The following is a 21,847-nucleotide window of genomic DNA, read 5'->3' as shown; positions in this document are numbered from 1 at the left end:
GGAGATCAGCGTGAATCGTCAATATGTCCTATAGTTTGTTTTTTTCTTCATTATTTTGTAAGGCTTGCAAGTATCTGGTTATTTCAGCAGCGCGATCCGTAAAAATCCAATTAAGTCTTCGATTTAATTCTCTATATAAGCTGTACTTGGAGTCAACCAAACCAACGCCAACAATTTTTTGAGTTGTCCTTAATTGATTGATTACTTTTTTGTGAATCAAAAGATAATGACCTAATACACCCCCATAATTTTCTTTGATGCATAAATTACAAAATTCTTGCACATTATTATGTGAGGCCACGAGTAATAAAGATTCTTTGGGGAATTGGGTCAATGAAGAAAAAATGGGTGAATGTAACGTTAATAAATGGTAGTTCTCTCCAGCGGATAATTCTCGTAACTGATCTACTAAGATTACTTCATCCTGAATAGGTGTTTTTAATTCAATAAATAAATGCATACTCTTGCCATATGCGGCAATTACTTCTGCAAGTGTGGGGATATTAGGAGCAAGCGCACGCAATTCATTAAAGCTTATTTTGGCGATTTCTTGATTATGTCTCCACAGACGCTTCAAGGTAGCATCATGATTAACCACTAATACGTTATCTGCTGTACTGCGTACATCAAACTCGATCCCCCAACAGCCTAAATCTTTGGCTAAGGCGAAAGCGGGAAGTGTATTTTCAATAACTCCTTGGGCATAATTATGAGCTCCTCTATGTGCAACTAAACGAACTGCCTGCATCAGTTCATGGGAGGGCTTATTTCTAGGGATAAATGAAAAATAACCATCTACAGTTTTTCCTAATAAACTAAGTAACACGACATGATTTCCTAAATAATACTTTATTCTTAATTTTATGCAGGTAAAATTGAAAAGGCAAAAATAGCTGCATTCTCTTGCAAATTGTGTAAAAATAAAAAATTTTTAATCCATGCTTTGTAATATGCCTTTAATCACTACCAATATTGATCGAGCGATTCACGATTTGCAACAAGGAAAACCTGTTGCGATACCTACAGAAACTGTCTATGGCTTAGCAGCCCCTATCAATAATGAGAAGGCAATTAAAGCGGTTTTTGCAATAAAAAACAGACCATTAAATCATCCTTTAATTATACATGTGGCGCAAAATTGGGCGATTAATCAGTTGGTTAAAGACATCCCAGCTTACGCACAACAATTAATTAAAAAATTCTGGCCCGGCCCTTTAACGCTTGTTTTTCATTGCAAACCGAATCAAATTAGCCCATTAATAACTGGTGGCCAAACGACTGTAGCAATCAGATGTCCTGCTCATCCTATCGCTCAGGAGTTATTAACAAAACTGAGCGTACCCCTCGTTGCACCCTCAGCAAATCCATTTGGGAAGGTTAGCCCTACTACAGCAGAGCATGTAGGCCAATCGTTTCCTAATCAAGAATTAACTATTTTAGATGGTGGTCGTTGCACTGTAGGGATAGAATCAACCATCATTGATGCAACTGATGCCAATAATTATCAAATTTTACGACATGGGATGATTGATGAAAATGCGATAGCGGAACTCATAGCTCTTTCATCGGTACACGGTGAAAATACTTTACGTGTCCCAGGGAAATTAAACAGCCATTACCAACCCCACAAAAAGCTGTATTATTTTGACAGCTATGAAACCCTAGCTCATTTTTGCCAAAAAAACACTGATAACATTTACGTGATAGCAAGCAAACAACCAATAGGTATTAGTGAGGGGCATTTTCATTTGCTTGAAGATAATCCTGGAAAAGTAGCGTTTGATTTATACTACCAATTAAGAAAGGCGGATGCTTCTAACGCGAATGTTATTGTCATGGAGCTTCCTCCAGCCACCGGGGCATGGCAAGGAGTAAGGGAGCGTATACTTAAAGCAGGCGTTCCTTACACTGATTAATAAAATGCGGTTAGTTGTTAATGATTGTCGGTGTGCCGATAAACGTTCCTTTACATTTAGGTGTACTCCATACTACCCAAGTTTTACCTTGATCTTGCTCACTTAAAGTTTGTTGATACATCTTTATGGGGGTAGACCATTCTCCATGGGAGTCTTTTCCGCTAATTGTCGCGTTAACTACATTAAATAATAGCCCGTCTTTTTTAGTACTTTTATAGCTGTTATAGTTTACACGCAATCCATTTAAAGCCTTTACCCCTTCTTTACTCAAGACTTGATCTACTGTAGTGACCATTACAGTGGGTGTATGCTCTAGACAATATTGTAAGGTAACATCTTCTGACCTAGGGGTTATATTATCAAATACTGCCGTCCAAATTATGGATTGGGACGCACTTACAATAGAGCTATAAAATAGGATACTTGCAACAATAAATATTTTTTTCATGATTAATGAGCCAATTTGAAAGTGTATTTGTAAAGCTATAAACGTTTATTTATCACATCATTGTGCTGCAAAAGCAAGTGAGTACAAACATTCGTGTTTTTTCATGAATTAAAAGAAGCGGTGCAGAAACAGAGATAACACCACAATCGAGTAAAAGAAGCCAATTATCCTATTGACAGTTCTATAAAATATGAGTACTTTAGCGCCAGAATGCCGAGGTGGTGAAATTGGTAGACACGCTAGCTTCAGGTGCTAGTGGGGGTAACTCCGTGGAGGTTCGAGTCCTCTTCTCGGCACCATTGAGTATGCGATTTAAATTATAAGTGAATCATCCCTCCTAATTAGAGCGATAATCCTAGTTTTTCCGATTTTATAAATTCAAGAGGGCAGGAACAAAGATTACAATTTGAAGGTATAGGTATGTTCTTTCTCAATAAGTTCAGATAACTTTTTGTCATTTAGAGTGACATGTGGAAGAGTAACTTTAATACTCGATTCATCAAAACATCCCCCCTGGTTTGCTTGGATACTACCTGTATGGATTTTTGGTATTACACTACAAGGACTGTTCGTCTTTGTTTTGAAAAAACCATCAAACTTTAATCTCATTATAACCTCGCATGGACAACTATAGTTTAAAAAGAGGGCATTTTACTTTGAAAAAGAAAAAAATCAATCTACTTGATAATTATTTGACTCAAATGAGCTTTTTATTTCAGTAGGAGTGCAGGTCAAGGCCATGTGTGGTACACCTGTAGCGCTTTTTGCTTTGACGTAAAAGGGTAGGTTTCTTCTTAACACACTAATCAGCTATTGTATCCAATTGGGTAATATCTTGCCCAGTGACGTATCGAAGACTTATTTTAGTTTGGCTAGTTTAGTCTCTATTTGTTCTATATTTTTTAAAATATTTTGAATTCTTTCTTCAAACGTTTCCTCCGAATTACTTTTTGAGTGTTCTTCGTTTGGTTTTCTATCATTGTTTGGGTATTGTTTTAAATAAGAAATCTCATTTCCTAAAAAGTGGTTTAATTTTTCCTTAATTTGTTTTATTTGATTTTTTTTACTGAGTTCTTCCCATATAACGCTATTAAAATTTTTTAAAGCAGACATTATTTATTACCAAGTTGGATTGCCTATAATTTAATCATACATACTCTATGTTAAGACAAGATGATATTTTAATTCCATTTTTTTATGAGGCATTCTTTTTAGTAACACCAAGTATTTTAAATTGATAATTAAGGCCTCTAAAAGAGATTATAAATGAAGGATGGCGATGAGCGAATCATCATATCCTGCTGCTACGGTTCATTGATAATTTTTATTTAACCTGTTCTATAATTTAATTACGAAATACTATAAGAGTTTTCTTGTGAGAAAGAGTTTCATACTTATAATTTGTATTATTATACTCCCATTTAATATTTATGGACGAACATTAAAAGTAGGGATTTCCCACTTTGATCCTCCTTTTGTTGTCCAATTAAGCCCTCAACATTTCTCTGGCTTTGATATTAACATGATTCAATATCTATGTAAGAAATTGAATGATGATTGTACGTTAATTTCTATGGATTGGGATGAGCTCATTGATGCAGTAGCTCAAAACAAGGTCGATATAGCACTAAGTGGTCTTACTATTCCGCAAGGTCATTCTTCACGGGTTGCATTTTCTTTACCCTATTTAATTACAAAGATTCATATTATAGGATTAAAAAATAATGGAATAGCTCGTTTTGATATGGGATTACTAAATAATACAAATATAGGCATTACAGACAAAGATTATTGGGAACACTTTAAACAATTAGAACTTAAAAATACTAATTTTATTTTTTTCGATCAAGATGATGCATTAATTGATGCTCTAAAAGTTGGAAAAATAAAATTTGCATTGATAGATTCGTATACTGCAAGTTATTGGGAAGTGAACTCATCGAATACAATTAAGGACTTAGGTCCTATTACTGCCATCGAGTACTTTGCGGTTATTGCTATCAATCCAAATGATCTTGTGCTTCAACATGAAATTAACCAAGCATTAACTGATTATTTGCACAGTCCGGAGTTTATGACGAATTATCATGACAATTTGATTCATTTTTAAAATCAATTATCTGTTGTTAAAACAAAAACGCCTATTGAATGCTAATATCAATTCCCCCAGTAATACCGTATTGGTTTTTCACTTGAGTTCCATAGATGTTTTGTACTATTGGGATATTAATACCAAGATAACTGGAATAATTGGTATGAATATTGACTCTAATACCAGGTAATAAAGAAATAGAATTCCCACCGCTATTTGGATCAAGCATTCCTGCGATCTTGTCCTTGGTAACATATTCACCATTGAGTTCTAGAATACCATCAATATCCCATTTTAATTGCTCATTCCTATACAGCTCTAAAACAGTTGCAAAATTATAATCAAATACAGAGCCGAGCGTCGTATGCTGGATCCCTTCCATTCCTTGGGTATAAATTATATTTGAACTTAATGAAAAATTGTTAAATTGTTTCGAAATAATAATTCCAGCAAATGGGATCCACGCTCCACTTCCAGGCTGATCAGAAGCAGAAAATAAAGTGCCTCTATTATCTCTAGCTGTTGTTTTACCTGTTGGAGCATTAACACCAGAAATTAAACTTAATGAGATGAAGTAATTATCCTCATCGAGAAATTGCGATAAAGCAAAGATATTGATATCCCCTAAGCCATGGGCGCTTCCTAAATTAAGAGCGCTTTCAACGTGTGTTATTTCATGAAAGCCAGCAGCAGCAAAAGAAATATTATCAACATATGGAAGACTTGCCCCAATAGATAAATTATTTAGCAGCCCATAAGAAATTAACAAATAGCCGTATAAACTGGCATTTAAGCTTTCGGCTAAGGGATGTTGCAATAGTGCTGCATCAGAAAGGGGGATATTAGAATAATATTCTGCTCGTTGGCTAATACCTATTTCGCCTTTCTCTAAAGTCTCGGCAGTTGAGGTAACAATTGGTTGGCCTATTCCCACAGAGTAAGTAATTGTTTTTTGGGGAAATGTAGCTGCATAAAGATTGAAGACAAAGCAATATAAATATATTACTTGCTTTATTATTTTCATTGCGTGAGTATCGTTTAAATTTTTTATTGTAACTTAGATAGCACATTGAGTAGAAGTATACTGTTATTATGCCAGTATACTTCGAGTTTCATCAGGGTAATTTAAAGTTAGTGGTTCATTGGCTTTCTGAGTCTCTTTTCTAATCCCAGTGAATAAGGGTTCTTCATATCCTCCTGGAACTCCATGCTTTGAAAAAACAATTTGCCACAATTGTGTGGTGCGTGAACGAAAAGTGCCGGCACATGCCAATAAATAATAACGCCACATACGATAAAAACGATGATCATACCGTCCTTGTAACTGCGTCCAATTTTTTTCAAAACGCTCATGCCATGCCATTAATGTATGATCATAATAGGCGCCAAAATTAACCCAATTTTCCATAATCAGTAATCCCTCTGACGCTTTACTAAGTTGCTCCATGGAAGGAAGCATGCCATTTGGGAAAATATATTTGCTAATCCACGGGTCTCCCGCAGTTTGAGTGAGGGTGCTGCCAATGGTATGTAATAAAAAAAGACCATTACCTTTGAGACACTCTCTGACTTTTTGCATGTAAATACGATAATTTTTATAACCTACATGCTCAAACATTCCTAATGAAACTACACGATCAAATTTTTCATGGATATCACGGTAGTCTTGGAAACGAATTTCAATGGGCAAACCAGAACAATTTTGTTTCGCATAATTACACTGTTCTTTGGAGATAGTAATTCCCACCACACTGACTCCATAATTCTCGGCGGCATATTTTGCAAAAGCACCAAATCCACATCCTATATCCAATACATGCATGCCTGGTTCAAGTTTCAATTTTTGACAACTTAATTCCAATTTATTGATTTGGGCTGTATCTAGATCGCTGGCATTTTTCCAATAACCGCAAGTGTAATTCATCCGAGTATCTAACATCGATTCAAATAATTCATTACCAAGATCGTAATGTAATCTTCCTACTTCTAAGGCACGTTTTTTAGATTGATGGTTAATCAGTTTGAGGAGAAGCAATTTAGGCCATAGCCATTTGTTGGCGTGAATTTTTTGGTCAAGATGAGCCTGGAGAACCTGAGTAAAGAATTGATCGAGGCTTTTACAGTCCCACCATCCCTCCATATAGGTTTCCCCAAGCCCTAAAGTACCCTGATGAAAAACGCGTTGATAAAATTCTTCATTATGAATTTGAATATCCCATGGATTAGGGCCGTTAGGTGAAATTCCTGCTGAATGCAAAAGGTCTAATGCAATTTTTTTAATCATTCCCTGACTCATAAGTAGATTTATCCTTTTGTGTGGCAAAATTCAAGAACGATTAAGCGATGTAATCCTTGTTTTAATATTACTCTGCTTATCCTGTAAAAAATAAATAATACAATTGACGTGCCAATACACTATATTTTCCATAAGTTACAATCGGATGCAATAAAAAATTTGTATTTATGTTTGACATGAATAAAGCAAAAAAGCAAGTGGGGGATAGCCATTATATTATAAGCCAGCCCCAGAAATGTTTGAGTTAAATCTAAAAATATTTTTCTTGCTGTTGTTCAAATGCAAGATTTCACGCGTATATTCGGTAAAGTTATTCTCACTATACTGTTTAATAGTTGACCGCCAGAAACGGTAAGCACCCTCATTGCCAGCCATGACCATCACCTCCCATTCACCCGGAAATTTTTTAAAACATTGCTCCGCAATATAACGACCAATACCTTTGCTTTTGAATTTTCGTGCGATAAAAAATTGCGCCATATTAAATTCAACGCTAGTGTTACTTCCCTTTTTATCCACTATAGCAAAGCCCGCCAGTTCATTTTTATAACGAATGACAAAAGGGAAAGAGTTTTTATCTTCCCAATATTTTTTAAAATCAATACACTGGTACAAGCCGTCTTCCGGGATTTTCCATCCTTCCTCATTACCCACGTATTCGCTCATATCATAAACATAAAATCTACCTAAATTTTGAATGACCGGATAATCCTCTAGGGTAGCGGGGATGAGCTCAATTTTATCGTGAGCTATAGATAAATTGGAAATAGCGTACCAGGCTACATCATTGTTTTCATATTTTCCCATGCCTGCATAGCTCATTCCGGCTTTTTCCAATACGCGACGCGAACGCTCATTTTTAGGATGAATATCGGCAACAAGCTTCTCTATGGGCATGTTTTGAAATCCCCAGGTAATGAGTGCTTTTGCGAGCTCAAGACCATATCCTTTATTCCAAGCAGTTTTGTGCAATGCATATGCAACTTCAATATCAGGTTGATGGTCATTGTAGGCGACATAGATTAATCCAGCACGCCCCACAAATTGGGTCGTTTCTTTTTCAAAGACGCAACCAAGACTAAAACCATGTTTCTCATAGTGGGCAATGGCTTTCTCTAATCCAGCTATTATTTCAGTCTCAGTACGAATTCCTTGACCAATATATTTCATGACATCAGCATCAGTTTGTAAGGCATATAAGTGATCAAAATCCGCCAATACAGGGGCTGTAATAATTAAATTTTTAGTTTCTAAGAAAAGACTCATAATACTTGCTCAGTAAAAAAGTTGTTCATGATTATAATTAACGCTCTGTTAACATGTTTACTGAAGATAATATTTCATTCTGTAGAAGACAAGTTTTTGTGTTTTTGACCATTTTTATGCAACTCATTGAAGGATATGATACAAGATAAAATTTTATTAAATTGTAATCTTGTTTGATATTTAATAATCCATAACATGTGGTATGATTCGCTTCCTTCTTTAACCGGGCATGCAATTTCCTGGAATGATAGAAGATGCCGAAGAGATATTGTCCTATTTTTAAATCGCTATGCTTGCTTGTTTCTAGCTCCAGACTGTTAACCAACCGCTTGTCCCAAGATATGATTAAAAATTATATTTTTTGTTTACTTCTTTTCCTTTTGTTTCTTTTTTGGTACAATAGCGTCCATAAGAATTAAGGTATGCGAAAAAACAAGGGGAAGATAGACTCTGGGATTTACTCAAACATATAAAAAGTTTTATGAATGAATTAAAAAACAATATTTTCTTTTATTGAGATGCTCAGTGCTGTAAATCAGCTTGTAAAAAGATCAAATTAGAAAACGATTAAATCCTAATTTATTGTCTGCTTCATCTGCTTGTGCCAGAAAAAGGCCATATCTATATTCTGCAAATGGTAAATTATTGGAGAAAATGTAATGGCAGTTCTATTGCGAGAAGAAGTAGATATTTATGTTAAACCGGAAATTCACGACACTGAGTTAGACGGAAAATTAGCAGAAGTTACTGTCGGTGATCTTCATGGAAATATGATAAAGCTATTATATTTTTTAGTTAGGTATGGTATTGCGAATATCAGTCCAGATAACTATGAAAAGTTGGTGAGGATTTATCAAACACCTCTTGAGGACATAGATAAAGAGTGTCTTGTTCAATTTAATACAATTTTAGATAATATTACTTTCCAACGTGGAAGGATGATAAGGCTGCTCGGAGATGAGTTGGCTGATCGAGGAGCGAATGATTACTTCACCTTAAAGTTGTTAGAAAAACTGCAACTTAATAAAGTTCCAGTCGAAATATTACTGTCAAATCATAGTGTTGAATTTATTGAATCTTATGAAAAAGAAGATCGTTTTCATACAACGATGGTACCCTATGAGGGAATTTGTCATTCAATAGAAAGTTTACAAAGATTGGTTGACAAAAAAGTTATATCAAGAGAAGAAGTCCTTGAATTAGCAAATGTGGGTTATAAACCAGCACTACGAGCGATTTCATACTCGCTTAATGAAGATCTCTCAGAAATTACGATCTACAGCCATGCCGGCATCGGGTTAGAAACCATTGAAAGCCTTGCCAAAAAATTAGATGTACCTTATTTAGATAGTTCTGCTAAAGAGTTAGCTAGCACCATCGATAACATTAATCGGGTATTTCAAGGTTACGCGAGTACAAATACGGTAAACACACTATATTCACGTGAAACAATGACGGCTGCTTATAAGTGTAATAATGAATTTGTCATTGAGTCACCGATTGAATTTTTAATGATGAACCGAAACTATAGTGTTCTCAATAGACCTGTTACTCATTCCGGCTATCGTATTAACTTTGTCCATGGGCATGAGATAAGTGATCTGACGAAAGAAAATATTTATAATCTTGATGATGATCTTGGGAAAAGTTCCGATCCAATTCATGCACCTAAAAATCGTGGGGTATATTCGGCGGTTATGCATGTTGTTCCACCCTCTATTGCACCACGATTATTGTTTGATGTACGTCAATCTCTACAAGAAGAATCCTTTGATGATGTAGATAAACTTTATAAATCTACTTTTAACCCTAGACTTTCTCTATTTAAGCCGCAACCAATTCTGGTAGCAGAGGAGGAGTTGCTTTCTTTGGAAAAAACCTTTGATGCTGTAGATAAACTTTATGAGCCTATTTTTAACCCAGAGCTTTCTCTATTTAAGCCGAAATCAATTCTGGTAGCGGAGGAAGAGCCACTTACTTGGGAAAAACTCTTCCCCAATTGAACATTAGCACCTTTAAAAAGTAGCTGGCGAATTTACGCGAGTATTATTAAATAATGCTCGCATAATAAGATTAGCGTTAAAATTTAATGATGAGCTATCCAGGAATGTAAATAAGACATAGCCGGTGTAATGGTAGCAGCAGAGTGTCCTGAGCTGTCTTTGTAGAGACATACCCAACTGTCTTGGCCTTCAATATTAATAGCCATTGGACCTTTGTCAAAGATTAAAGAATCTACAGCACGCAATGCTTGTTGTTTTGCATTATTTTCATTAGTTGCTCTGAAAGCTCCGATAACAAAAGTCCATTGATCATTAGTATCGTAACTGTTGGATCTTACGGCTCCATACCAAAAGCCATTTTCTTTTATGACCTCAGAAACACCTACGGCTTGTAATCCAGATACTGACGGACAACTATTGGGTTTCTCGGAGGCTGCAGCAAAGCTGAATTGAGATAGTGATAAGAATAGAAGTGCATTCATAATTTGTAATTTCATGATTTTCCTTTGAAAATTTTAAAAAATATTTCCATAAATTACTCAGTTTGCATAAAAAAATTTTGATATGCGCTAAGTAAGTAGAGAATATACCTTAATCCAGCCATTTAAATCCAACAGTAATATATAATTATTTGCTCCTGGAAATGGGGAGGGACCAACTTGCTTGGAACATTGATGTCTGTAATTTTTTCTATTGCACAAGCTGTAACGGTGCGTATGGGGCATTTATATTAGGTGTGAGCAATAAAAGTTGCAGCAGAAAAGTCCGCCTATATCGGTGTACTTATCGTTGTCATGCTACAAATAAAAATAAATTCAATGGAGATAGGTAAAAAATTCAATTACGAATTTTTAATTCGATAGAGTACTTGTTTTGATAAATGATGCTCTATTGGAAGTTGAGGATGAGCAAAAGAGCCATTAACATCATGAACCATTCCGGATACTTTCCATAACTCTTCTCGAGCGATGATTATTAGGAAAGGTAAACGCAACGATCTCATTAAGATCGATTATTTTTGGCTTGTAGTGATCTTGCAATAAATCCAGGTTTGGGGAGCAGATAAGATATGCTGGGCTTAACAGCCCAGCCTGCGCTTGCTTTATATTGACAGTTCGTTGCATTTATTACCATTATAGACAAAGATATAGATGTCGTGGGTGAAGAGCAACCTTGGAAAAGTTGCTCTTATCTCTAAGTTAGGGTTTTTTGATGAAATCTTTTAATTCGTTTGGTATGGGTTGCTCATCCACATTAACCCCTGTTTTGCGAAAGAAAGCCGCTCCTATTTCTTTCAGTGACGGTGGTTGGGCACTAAATCCATATTTAATGGCTAAATTGGCTCTCACTCTTAGATCATTGCCATCCACCAACTTGCCTTTCTCATCAGTCAAAATGAGCTCTTTCAGGGAGGGAAATGCTGATTTCAAACCACTAAGCTGCTCAGTTGTCATGGCATCCAGTTCTTTTTGGCTTAGATAGAGGGTTTCCACATGGGGAATCGTATTCGCAAGTTCATGCCAAGTTTCTAATTTTATTTGGTTAAGATTGTTTTTACTTAAATTAAGGGCAGTAAGGGTTGGTGGTAAACTTTTACATATCTCTGCAGCCTGTTCAGGTGATTTATTAGCAAAAATAAAATTTTCGGATAAATCAAGATATCGCACAGCAGGGTTAACAATAGGAAAAGCCGTGGCTAAGCTGTCGCCACTTAAATTTCCAAGATTATTATTAGTTAAATTAAGTGAATTAATTCCTTCGGGAAGGGATGCGATTAATTGTGCTAAATTGAATTGTCCTAGCATGCCAAGATAGTTTGTAGAAAAATTTAAGGAGGTTACTGTGTTAGGGATCGCAGAAATTGCTGCAAATACATGCTTTTCTTTTTTCATAAAAAAATTGTTTGATCTGAGATCGAGAGAACGTACGGAGGAGGGTATTGCCGCGAAACCTGTTTTCAACTCGCTTGTAGTATAAATATGACCACTAACTGAGCCCCAGGTTGAACTGTGATCAGACCCAAGGCCTAGACCACCTAACTCAAGCTCCGTTGTGCCCTTTGGTGTTGTTTGAATTGCCTCTAATAATTGACCATTGGCAATATGTTCTATCTTATGCTTCATTCTTATCTCCTTTAGAGGACTATGAATTAAATTGTTAACATAAGTGTATATTAGATTAAAAATAATTCAAATTGATTGATAATAATAATAATAATTCCAGTTTTTCAATGCTTTTTTAACCTGTTAATGGATAAGCAAGGGCAAATAAATTCCGCATAAAATTAGGGATTTAAAATGCAATGTAAAAGGCATCTACGCTAGCATGTACTCCAAATATCTGCGCAGCGATAAGATCACGTGCAAAATCTAAAATACGCGAGACTAAAGTCATTAATGATACTAATGAAACGGACTTAAAAAGAGTACTGCTCATATCAGTGTAAAATCCTACTTTTATTTTTTTGCAGATAGTCAGGCTTGCTGAAGTATATTACGTTATCTTTATACTGAGGAGCATCCATATTACCACGAAATTCATCACACATTTTTCAAATGGCGTGAATATAGTTCTGCCTTTTTTATTGCCATCACAAAAGTCTAGGAAGCGTAATACGGGTTATGCTCGCTAAAAAATCAAATCAGTGTAGGCTGGACTGATAAGCCCAGAAATCTTATTGAACATGATCAAGAGTTGGTTATAAATACCGAAATGGAATATTAAGAAAGTCCAACTCTGTGTGATACCAAAGAACATTGGTGCCAGGCGCTCCCTATTTCTTCACCTTAAATTTGCAAAATAGGCAAAGCAATTGACTCATAGATTGTATCGATGATTTAAGATTCACTGTTAGAAAAGTCCAGCATCGACATCCTTTCTCTGCCAGACCATGCACCTATGATAATGACCTTAATGCCTAATGATAGTGATTATTCAAAACGGTTAAGCTTAATAAAAGCAAATTTTTTCAGACAAATTGAGTTTATGAAACAATATCACCCTCCCGACAAAGAAAACATGAACGAGGTATTTGGCAACGCACGTTTTGGGGGCATATAATATGCGATATATTCGACTATGAGCATCACATCAATTATATTCATTTTAATCCAGTGAAACATGGCTATGTCAAAAATCCTTCAGATTGGCCTTACTCAAGTATCCACCGCTTTATTCGTGAAGGAATTTTGAGCGCTCAGTGGACTTGTGGTGATTCTTTCAATAAATCCAGGTTTGGAGAGTAGATAAGATATGCTGGGCTTAACAGCCCAGCCTACGTTTCTTCTTGGGTTAAACCAAATTCACTCATGGTAAATCAGTTACACTTATTTCACCAGTTCCTAGAATGGTCAGAGTCGGAACTCAAATGGCAATATTCGGGTAAATTTGTTATTATGATCTACTTAAATCCAGTGCTAATATCAACAATACAAACAGGAACTATCACTCATTAGGACATTATATGATTTTTGGCGATCATATACTCAATGATTATTTAAAAAAGCAAGTACCTGTGACACGGACCGTAAAGAAACATCACTCAAAGGACGAACTTTTACATGAAACCTCACTATCTTTTTAGCTTATTCATCTTATTATTAATGAGTCAGGCAAAATTAGCATACAGCGGCGGCTTATTGTTTAATATAAAAGCGACTGGAGGTGCACCCGGAACTTTATCACTCACACTTTGTCTTAATGGAAAAGGACCTCTATCTTGTCAAGATTATAGTGTTGGTAATTTAAATTTAAGCATATTAAGCACTATACCGAATCATACTTACGCTGCCGCTGGCATAAAAATTAATACCCCAGGTTATAAGCTGACCGGTTGTACTCTGATAAACAATGGGTATTGTCTGTTCACTGTCAGTAATACATCTGCAGCAAGTATTACTATTACTAAAACTAATAACACAAATGCGCCCTGGTATCCCTCTTTACAAGCGTTTGAGCATTATAACTCCGGACGTTCGCATGTGTTTCCTGAAGCCATCTTCTCCGGTTCAATGAATGGAGGAAATACCATTAACACTATAAAGTCTCCTAACAGATATCCATCTGGATATAATATGTCTTACCTTAATGAGAATCTGGCTTATATTTATGGCGGAGGTTACGGTGATGTTCCATTCTCTATTGGCGCTTATGTAGCCCAAATAAATCCCGTTACTCTCGAGCATATTTGGCATACTCAACTCATTGATACTCATGCAAATGGTGAATGGGATTATCCTGGTTCTCTGGGTATTTTAGAGGATGGATATCTTTACGTGAGTTATGGTTACCGGCTGGCAAAACTTGATCCAGCAACTGGTAAGGTTATTTCAACCCTGGTACTTCCAACTGGAGAAGGACTTCCTGAAAACACTTCATTCAATGGTTTCAATGCGACCGCGGATGGGACTATTGTAATGAAATCAGTGTATCGTCAGGCGGGATGTACTATTCAAGGCCCAGATGCATTATTGGATTGCCCTGATCCTACGGATGTTCCTCCTTCTATTCTTGTTTCCGTGAATCCAAAAACTATGCACTGGATTCATCAAATTACGTTACCAAACCCAGTAGGCGCAAGGCCCACTGTCACTCAGTACAATGGTAAAAATTATGTGTATTTACTCGAGGCCACAACCGCTATTCGCTATATAGTTCAGGACGGTATTTTCATACCTGATCACACTTGGAATCCGGGAACTATCACATTAACAGGCCAAACACTTTGTACCTCATTTGTCGTAGTGAATGATTGGGTGGTGGCACAAACCAATACGCTTCCAGCTACTACTGCACTCAGCGTTATTAGTATTAATCAAAAGAATGCCGCGCATCAATTTTCTATTCAGCCATTTTTGGGTGATCCTATTCCTACTTTGATTGCCACTGTATTTTCTCCGGCAATCAGCTGGGCACCTATGTCGGTTTCCGGTGATTCAGAAACCAATTTGATATATGCAAGCGATGCATTACCAGGAAAAATTGCAGCCATCCGTATTTCTGATAGCGGATTACAAGTTGTTTGGAAAGCGGATCAGCGAACGACCGAGTTCACAGCACTCATCAATCCCAAATCAACTCGTGTCGTCGTAGGTACAGATATCCCTGACGGGGAAATTCCAGGTAATAATCACAATGATTATGCCGTGTGGAGAAATGCTTTAACTGGTGAAGAAATTGCTCGTTCACCTCTATTGCCGGCAATGACCCAAGGTACGATGATTCAACCTTATTATTCAGGAAATATGTTTTACGAAGGTCAACTAGGAGATTTGATTAAATTAATGCCTGTTGTTACTGCTCATTAAAAATGCTGAGTCTGTGCGCATTATTTGATGGTGCCATAAAAACAAATATTTTATTTTAGGTATACCAAAGAACCTCCGGAAAGAAATAAATTTTTGGGTCAGGGCGCAAATTCCGGAGCACTAGGCCTGACAGGGTGTATTCAGAAAATCAGTTTAGCACGCGTAGCCTGGTTGCTCGCAACCAGGATTTCACTGATTTTCGATCTTTTAATGCCAGCGTAAAAAAATACGTACCGCCCCGAGTTTTGTCTCATCTGTAATTGACCCTGAGGTTTTTGCTCTTCCTTGTGAGCTTGCAACAAATAAACTAGCATCTTTATTATTACAAAAGCCTGATAATCTTTGCCGCCTCTGATAAATCCTGGTTGCAAGCAACCAGGCTACGCGTACTTAAGAAACATAAAATTTTTGATATTGTTAAAGGAAGAAGTGAGACAGACCTTTCGAGTTATCTTGCTTCTTTGGTAGGAAAGGAACGCGTTAAAGTAGTGTGTATGGACTTAAGTAGTACGTACCGTTCCATTGTTAAAAAACATTTTCCCAATGCCAAAATAGTGGCTGACCGCTTTCATGTCATTCGCTTACTTCAACATCAATGTATGATGACCTACCGCGAATTATCGGGCCAAATAAAAAATAACAGAGGCATCTTGGCTTTACTGCGTACACGCCCTGATAGATTATCACCCCAACGAATGCTTAAACGTGATGCCTTTCTCGAAGATAACCCAGCAATAAATGCTATATATCAATTTCAGCAACAACTTCATTCATTGCTCCTACATAAATCCATGAATAAAGATTGGTGTAAAAAAATGATTCCTCTATTTTTAGATAAGCTTGATGAGTTAAAAAATAGTCCGTTTAAAGCCCTGGCAGCTCTTGGAAAGACTTTCTGTCAATGGAAGGAAGAGATAGTGCGTATGTGGCGTTTCAGAAAGTCTAATGGGATTACTGAAGGCTTTCATAGAAAGATGAAGTTGATTCAAAGAAGAGCTTATGGCTTTCGTAACTTTGAAAATTACAGAACTCGTGTTAGGGTGCTGTGCTGTTAAATGTGAGTGCCCCCGTAAATGGGAAAGAGCCGAATTTTGCCACGATCCAGACTAGGATTGGCTCCCCGGACAAGACTCGAACTTGTGACCTAATGATTAACAGTTATAAAATTACGACTTTTAACTACTTTTACCAACTTTTAAATTATCCTAGCAACCCTTTGTTTATAAGGAATATAGGCTATTTTTATAGCATAATTGCTTTTATTGTGTTTTAATCATTCCTTCGACACGTATTCGACACGTTTGAATAAGAGGGAAAATGAAAATCACAAAATCGGCCGTTGATAAATTACCTTTGCCTGTTTCAACGACCCAGGGAAGAACTGCACAAAAACGATATTACGATGACGCAATGAAGGGATTTGGTATCCGAGTTACCTCCGGTGGAACTAAGGCTTTTTTTGTTGAAAAACTCATAAAAAATAAACTGTCTCGAATTACTTTAGGCCGTTATCCTGAACTGACAGTTGAGATGGCAAGAAAGGAAGCCCAAAAACTACTTGGGCAAATTGCGACAGGAATCGATCCAGTTGCCGAAAAGCGTGCTGAAAAAATGCGTCAAATCACCTTAAACGATGTATTCAATGATTACATCCATGTCCGTAAATCGTTAAAGCACAACACCCTTTATAATTACAAAAAGGTATTAGCCACAGGATTTGCAGGCTGGGTTAATAAACCCCTTCTTGGCATCACCAAAGATAGTGTTGCAAAACATCATAAAAAATTAGGGCAAGAACATGGAGAGGCTTACGCCAATTTAGCCATGCGTCTACTGCGCGCCCTTTTCAATTTTGCGGCTGGTCAATATGAAGATTCACAAGGTAAATCATTGATTACTGAAAACCCGGTAAAACGTTTATCACAAACTAGAGCCTGGTATCGTGTTGAGCGTCGTCAAAGTTTTATTAAAGCCCATGAATTAGCTGCTTGGTATCTTGGCGTACAGCAATTACAAAGTGAGGTTTTGCGAGATTACTTATTGTTAATCATACTAACGGGATTACGCCGTCAGGAAGCTGCGACTTTACGCTGGGATCAAGTTGATCTAAAAGCCAAAACACTCACTATCCTTGATACTAAAAATCACGAGTCACACACTCTACCTCTTTCTAGTTATCTCTATGAGTTGCTATTATCACGCAGCCAAAAAAGGATTAATGAGTATGTTTTTCCTGGCACGGGAGCAGCAGGTCATATTATTGAGCCGCGGAAGCAAATGGCTAATGTAACCAAGCTCTCAGGCATTCATTTTACGGTTCATGATTTAAGACGAACATTTATTACCATTGCTGAGGGACTGGATATCTCCGCTTATGCTTTAAAGCGTTTGATGAATCATAAAATGAACGGTGATATTACTGCCGGGTATATCGTGACGGACGTTGAACGGTTGAGAAAACCAATGCAACAAATTACCGATTATTTTTTAAAGTGTATGGGTGTCCAACCATCCGCAACGCTAATAGCGATCCAACAACAGAAGTAGTTCATGAGTAATAAACTCCACGCTTTTGCACGAGCTTATCCTGAATTCAAAATTGGTGCACAGGTTGTGCCCCAATTACGCCACAAGCTGTGTCGCAATTACAATAAGGACATATTGTATGCCTGGCGCATATGGTTAAAGAAGAGCGTGAGCGGCAGAATAAAAAATACTTACATGAAATTTTAATAAAATTTTTTGCAAATTTGACTATGGCTGTATATAATATAACCATGAATACATTAAAGCGTGACAACCTATATTCCCATATGAAAGCCGGCTTCGTTTACCGGAGAGAGGACTTGTTATCTTTTTCAAGCAATCTGGATAGAGATCTCAATATCTTAGTAGAAGCAAACAAACTCCAAAAGCCAGCAACAGGCTTATATTACAAACCAAAGCAATCTCGTTTTGGATTACTACCACCGACTGATGAGGCGCTTGTTAAAGGTTTTCTTAATAAGCCCTTTCTCATGTATTCATGGAATGATTACAATAAATTGGGTTTAGGACTAACACAACTTTATAACCGGGTAGTTGTTTATAACAGCGAACGTCATGAGGATAAAAAGCTTGGAAATCGTGTTTTCTCTTTTAAACGCCCAAGTAATGGTTTCCCAACTAAACTGACTAAAGAATTTTTACTGGTGGACTTATTGAACAATGCGAAATATTTAACGGAAGATGTAAGCCAATTACAATTAAAAGTTGCTAAAAACCTCGATCAGTTTGATAAAGTCCAGTTGATGAAACTATCTTCCAAATATGGCAAAGTTGCCACCAGAAAATATTTACATACCCTCCTTGGAAACTAATATGTTGTAAAGCGTCATCAAACTGGAAAAAATGATAACATTGGGTTATCATATAAGATAACATTGGGATTAAATTAAGTGCATTGGACTGTTGATTTTTATAATGAGTCTGTAGAGGAAGCTATCTTGGCAATGCCTCCAAAAATTCAGGCTCGAATGCTTAAGCTTCTGGAGTTAATTGAAAGGCATGGCGCCAATCTTGGGCCACCCCATACAGAGGCGATGGGTAATGGCTTGTTTGAAGTTCGTGCAAAAGCTCAGGAAGGCATTGGCCGATCGCTTTATTGTTATATGAAGGGTAAGCATATTATGGTTTTACATGCTTTTGTAAAGAAAAGTGCAAAAACACCAAAGCAGGAGTTGAATTTGGCTTTGCAGAGAAAACGCGAGGTGGAAAAATTATGAGCCTTAAAACATTAAAAGAGAAAGCACTTAAAAATGAGGACGTAAAGCAAGCCTATGACGCATTAGAGTCAGAATTTGCATTGATTGACTCATTACTTTCGATGCGTCAAAAAGCGGGATTAACTCAAGAGCAGCTTGCGGATCGCATGGGAACACAAAAAGGAAACATTTCTCGACTGGAGAAAGGGAGCAGCAATCCAAGCTGGAAAACATTGGAAAAATACGCGCATGCTTGTGGTTTTGATATCTCCATGGCATTTAAGCGAATTGCACCATAACGCAAAAAACTGCGGGACATCGGGGACAAGCGGGACACCCGCGTCATTACTGGGTTTTAGCTGCCCCAATCTTATATTGTATCGATGGGACGTAAGGGACACATTGATTTTAAAAACTATTTTCAGCATCAATCAATATCATTCGATAACACATCTTTGAATCTGATCTTTTATGCTTGACAATCTTTGAAAGAATGCGCAATACTTTTTCCGAGCTTGAAGTAGAAGCTTTTATAGCCAAAAGGCTAGTGAATATCAATTATTTGTCCAAGTCTAGTCGGATAGGCATTTGAATTCATCTCCAAGGATGGTACAGGTCGGCATTATGCTGAATGAATAACCAATTGCGGAGATCCCTATGTCTGCTCAAAAACCATCCCGTTTACATTTATTAAATGAATTCGAATCTGCGCCACATTCTGCGCTTTTTAATCAACAAACAATCGCTGCGGTATTAAGCTGCTCCACCCAGTTACTTGAACGTAACCGCTGGGCGGGTGGTGGTGTTCCTTATTTAAAAATTGGACGCAAGGTGTTGTATCGAAAAAGCGATGTCTTGAATTTTCTCCAACAACAAAAAATTTATTACTCAACCAGTGACGAAGGTCAGTTACAGCTTATTGAGAACGCATAAATTTAAAATTCGTCAGAATGAATATGCTTCATTCCGATGGTGTGATTGTTGTTTGGAGAATAATCTATGTCACAAAATCATGTTGTTGAATTAGCCAATGCAAAGCAGCGCCCAATTATCTGCGACTATGCTGGTGGTCGCTTTCGATTAACTGCTGAGGGATTAACCTTTATCGGTATTGATAAGGACGGCAACCCATTACCACCCCGGTGGATATGCGCGCCATTGTACGTTGTTGCAAAAACCCGGGATGCACAAAGTGGTGAATGGGGTCGTTTGCTGGAATGGCAAGATGATGATGGAATCACGCATCAATGGGCGATGCCATTGGCTTTGTTGCAAGGCGATGCCTCCGATGTGAGGCGAGAGCTGGCAAGATTGGGATTGAGTATTTCTCCCAATAGGACTGCTCGCGATTTGTTAGCATCCTATCTACAAGTCTTTCCAGTAGACACACGTGCACGATGTGTTGATAAACTCGGTTGGCATGGCGATGTCTTTGTAACTGCTTCCCAATGTATCGGGCAAGCAACAGAAAAGATTGTCTTCCAAAATACCAATGCCATTGAACCAGCAGTGTCGACCAAAGGCATCGTTGAAGAATGGCGCGACTCAATAGGTCGGCTGGCATCAGGCAATTCAAGATTGGTGTTTGCCATTTCTGTGGCATTAGCACCTGTACTGTCAAAGATTGTTGGCGAAGACTCAGGCGGTTTTCATTTCAGAGGCGCATCCTCATCAGGCAAAAGTACTGCATTGAATCTGGCTGCTTCTGTTTGGGGAAACCCACAATCCTATTGTCGTTTATGGCGCAGCACCACCAATGGACTCGAAGGCTTGGCGTCATTACATAATGATGGACTGCTGATTCTTGATGAACTCAGTCAAATGGATCCCAGAGAAGCAGGGGAGGCGGCTTATTTACTGGCCAATGGTCAAGGAAAAACACGTGCTTCTCGCACTGGAACGGTCAGGCAATCTTCCCGATGGTCTTTATTTTTCTTATCTGCTGGCGAGGAGTCTTTGACGGCACTCATGGCAAAATCAGGACAGCGCATTAATGCAGGTCAGGAAATCAGGCTTGCTGATATTGAGGCGTATGCTGCCTGTGGGATGGGGATCTTTGAAACAATTCATGATCAATTAAGCCCAGCCAGTATGGCCTTATCACTAAAGAAATACAGCAGCCGATATCATGGCGCAATCGGTATGGCATGGTTGAATCAAGTAGTTGCCAACCGACAAACAATCAGCCGGTTGATTACCGACACCATTCAAACCTTTGTTGATGCAGTCATTCAACCCGAGGCAACAGGTCAGATAATTCGTGTTGCCAGACGCTTTGCATTAGTTGCTGCTGCCGGAGAACTCGCCAGTCAATTTGGCCTGACAGGATGGCAAAAAGGCGAATCTTTCCACGCTGCAAAGACTTGTTTCATTGCATGGCAGGATGCTTTTGGAGTTGATGGCCACCGCGAAGATCGCTCCATTATGGCACAAGTGCGCGCTTTCTTTGAATCTCATGGAGCCAGCCGATTTGATAATGCCAACTCACCCAACAATGACAAAATACTCAACCGAGCAGGATTTTATCAAACAGATGATGAAGGGTTTCGAATCTACATGGTGTTAACAGAAGCGTACAAAAATGAGCTGTGCAAAGGCTTTGATCAACGCACAGTAACAAGAGTTTTATTACAAGCTGGCTGGTTGAAACCCGCCTCAGATGGCAAAGCCTCGCATAAGCCAAGAATCAAAGGAGTTGGTACCCCAAGATTGTATGTTTTTACCGGCAAAATTTGGGGAGGTGAATAAAATTGTCTATACCATCGGATTTTATGTTG

21 protein-coding genes, 1 tRNA gene and 1 pseudogene are annotated in these 21,847 nt (G+C 37.7%); 12 read left to right on the top strand and 11 right to left on the bottom strand.

Features of this window, described 5'->3' with window-relative positions:
- Positions 1 to 28: 28 nt before the first annotated feature.
- Positions 29 to 826, bottom strand: a complete 798-nt coding sequence (locus DYH34_RS17155; protein WP_058464307.1) for a glycerophosphodiester phosphodiesterase — start codon at positions 824 to 826, stop codon at positions 29 to 31.
- Between the two features lie 124 nt (positions 827 to 950).
- Between DYH34_RS17155 and DYH34_RS17150 the strand changes: the two genes are divergently transcribed.
- Positions 951 to 1,916: an L-threonylcarbamoyladenylate synthase gene (locus DYH34_RS17150; RefSeq protein ID WP_058464308.1), complete on the top strand. Its 966-nt coding sequence runs from the start codon at positions 951 to 953 to the stop codon at positions 1,914 to 1,916.
- A 10-nt stretch (positions 1,917 to 1,926) separates the two neighbouring features.
- On the opposite strand, the gene DYH34_RS17145 is transcribed toward DYH34_RS17150, so the two are convergent.
- Positions 1,927 to 2,364 carry a hypothetical protein gene (locus DYH34_RS17145; protein WP_058464309.1) on the bottom strand — a complete coding sequence of 146 codons (438 nt, stop codon included), beginning with the start codon at positions 2,362 to 2,364 and terminating at the stop codon, positions 1,927 to 1,929.
- Between the two features lie 212 nt (positions 2,365 to 2,576).
- Between DYH34_RS17145 and DYH34_RS17140 the strand changes: the two genes are divergently transcribed.
- Positions 2,577 to 2,663, top strand: a tRNA-Leu gene (locus DYH34_RS17140).
- 100 nt (positions 2,664 to 2,763) lie between these two features.
- Here the strand turns inward: DYH34_RS17140 and DYH34_RS17135 are convergent.
- Both DYH34_RS17135 and DYH34_RS17130 read right to left on the bottom strand, forming a co-directional pair.
- A complete protein-coding gene (locus tag DYH34_RS17135) occupies positions 2,764 to 2,973 on the bottom strand; it encodes a hypothetical protein (RefSeq protein ID WP_058464310.1) in 210 nt (69 codons plus the stop codon).
- A 249-nt stretch (positions 2,974 to 3,222) separates the two neighbouring features.
- The gene (locus DYH34_RS17130) at positions 3,223 to 3,477 is read right to left on the bottom strand and encodes a hypothetical protein (RefSeq protein ID WP_058464311.1); all 255 of its coding nucleotides are present in this window, start codon (positions 3,475 to 3,477) and stop codon (positions 3,223 to 3,225) included.
- Between the two features lie 262 nt (positions 3,478 to 3,739).
- Here DYH34_RS17130 and DYH34_RS17125 point away from each other — a divergent pair, with 262 nt between their 5' ends.
- The gene (locus tag DYH34_RS17125) at positions 3,740 to 4,474 is read left to right on the top strand and encodes a transporter substrate-binding domain-containing protein (protein WP_238589459.1); all 735 of its coding nucleotides are present in this window, start codon (positions 3,740 to 3,742) and stop codon (positions 4,472 to 4,474) included.
- A gap of 31 nt (positions 4,475 to 4,505) precedes the next feature.
- Here the strand turns inward: DYH34_RS17125 and DYH34_RS17120 are convergent, their stop codons facing one another.
- The 3 genes from DYH34_RS17120 to DYH34_RS17110 form a co-directional block, all read right to left on the bottom strand.
- On the bottom strand, positions 4,506 to 5,480 hold the full coding sequence (locus DYH34_RS17120; RefSeq protein ID WP_083502726.1) for a hypothetical protein: 975 nt from the start codon (positions 5,478 to 5,480) through the stop codon (positions 4,506 to 4,508).
- Between the two features lie 66 nt (positions 5,481 to 5,546).
- Positions 5,547 to 6,752 carry a cyclopropane fatty acyl phospholipid synthase gene (gene cfa / locus DYH34_RS17115; protein WP_058464313.1) on the bottom strand — a complete coding sequence of 402 codons (1,206 nt, stop codon included), beginning with the start codon at positions 6,750 to 6,752 and terminating at the stop codon, positions 5,547 to 5,549.
- A 216-nt stretch (positions 6,753 to 6,968) separates the two neighbouring features.
- Positions 6,969 to 8,018, bottom strand: a complete 1,050-nt coding sequence (locus DYH34_RS17110) for a GNAT family N-acetyltransferase (RefSeq protein WP_058464314.1) — start codon at positions 8,016 to 8,018, stop codon at positions 6,969 to 6,971.
- Between the two features lie 659 nt (positions 8,019 to 8,677).
- On the opposite strand from DYH34_RS17110, the gene wip reads away from it, so the two are divergent.
- Positions 8,678 to 10,021: a Dot/Icm T4SS effector Wip gene (gene wip / locus DYH34_RS17105; RefSeq protein WP_058464315.1), complete on the top strand. Its 1,344-nt coding sequence runs from the start codon at positions 8,678 to 8,680 to the stop codon at positions 10,019 to 10,021.
- A gap of 83 nt (positions 10,022 to 10,104) precedes the next feature.
- Here wip and DYH34_RS17100 read toward each other — a convergent pair whose 3' ends face one another.
- From DYH34_RS17100 to DYH34_RS18135, 4 genes are all read right to left on the bottom strand, one after another.
- Complete coding sequence (locus tag DYH34_RS17100; RefSeq protein ID WP_058464316.1) at positions 10,105 to 10,518, bottom strand: DUF4949 domain-containing protein; 414 nt, start codon at positions 10,516 to 10,518, stop codon at positions 10,105 to 10,107.
- A gap of 344 nt (positions 10,519 to 10,862) precedes the next feature.
- A complete protein-coding gene (locus DYH34_RS17095; protein WP_238589460.1) occupies positions 10,863 to 11,024 on the bottom strand; it encodes a hypothetical protein in 162 nt (53 codons plus the stop codon).
- 196 nt (positions 11,025 to 11,220) lie between these two features.
- Complete coding sequence (locus tag DYH34_RS17090; RefSeq protein ID WP_058464317.1) at positions 11,221 to 12,144, bottom strand: leucine-rich repeat domain-containing protein; 924 nt, start codon at positions 12,142 to 12,144, stop codon at positions 11,221 to 11,223.
- 169 nt (positions 12,145 to 12,313) lie between these two features.
- Positions 12,314 to 12,457 (bottom strand): hypothetical protein, encoded by a 144-nt coding sequence (locus DYH34_RS18135; RefSeq protein WP_157061444.1) that lies wholly within the window; start codon positions 12,455 to 12,457, stop codon positions 12,314 to 12,316.
- A 1,124-nt stretch (positions 12,458 to 13,581) separates the two neighbouring features.
- Here DYH34_RS18135 and DYH34_RS17080 point away from each other — a divergent pair.
- The 8 genes and pseudogenes from DYH34_RS17080 (at position 13,582) to DYH34_RS17040 (ending at position 21,818) form a co-directional block, all read left to right on the top strand.
- The gene (locus DYH34_RS17080) at positions 13,582 to 15,327 is read left to right on the top strand and encodes an NHL repeat-containing protein (protein WP_058464318.1); all 1,746 of its coding nucleotides are present in this window, start codon (positions 13,582 to 13,584) and stop codon (positions 15,325 to 15,327) included.
- Positions 15,328 to 15,698: 371 nt separating this feature from the next.
- Positions 15,699 to 16,382: pseudogene (locus tag DYH34_RS17070) on the top strand (ISL3 family transposase); the annotation flags it as partial.
- Between the two features lie 262 nt (positions 16,383 to 16,644).
- Entirely contained in the window at positions 16,645 to 17,874 is a 1,230-nt protein-coding gene (locus DYH34_RS17065) for a tyrosine-type recombinase/integrase (RefSeq protein WP_058465847.1), read from the top strand.
- A 131-nt stretch (positions 17,875 to 18,005) separates the two neighbouring features.
- Entirely contained in the window at positions 18,006 to 18,686 is a 681-nt protein-coding gene (locus DYH34_RS17060) for a hypothetical protein (RefSeq protein ID WP_238589549.1), read from the top strand.
- A gap of 78 nt (positions 18,687 to 18,764) precedes the next feature.
- Complete coding sequence (locus DYH34_RS17055; RefSeq protein WP_058465846.1) at positions 18,765 to 19,091, top strand: type II toxin-antitoxin system RelE/ParE family toxin; 327 nt, start codon at positions 18,765 to 18,767, stop codon at positions 19,089 to 19,091.
- On the top strand, positions 19,088 to 19,369 hold the full coding sequence (locus tag DYH34_RS17050; RefSeq protein WP_058465845.1) for a helix-turn-helix domain-containing protein: 282 nt from the start codon (positions 19,088 to 19,090) through the stop codon (positions 19,367 to 19,369). Before DYH34_RS17055 ends, DYH34_RS17050 begins: the two co-directional genes overlap by 4 nt.
- Before the next feature lie 358 nt (positions 19,370 to 19,727).
- Positions 19,728 to 20,003, top strand: coding sequence for a MerR family transcriptional regulator (locus DYH34_RS17045; protein WP_058465844.1), 276 nt, complete (start codon positions 19,728 to 19,730; stop codon positions 20,001 to 20,003).
- A 66-nt stretch (positions 20,004 to 20,069) separates the two neighbouring features.
- Positions 20,070 to 21,818, top strand: a complete 1,749-nt coding sequence (locus tag DYH34_RS17040; protein WP_058465843.1) for a DUF927 domain-containing protein — start codon at positions 20,070 to 20,072, stop codon at positions 21,816 to 21,818.
- Positions 21,819 to 21,847: the final 29 nt, after the last annotated feature.

It is taken from the genome of Legionella cincinnatiensis, assembly GCF_900452415.1.
Taxonomy (GTDB): Bacteria; Pseudomonadota; Gammaproteobacteria; order Legionellales; family Legionellaceae; genus Legionella; species Legionella cincinnatiensis.
The sequence above is the reverse complement of the archived record's forward strand: the minus strand, read 5'-3'. Positions and strand labels throughout refer to the sequence as shown.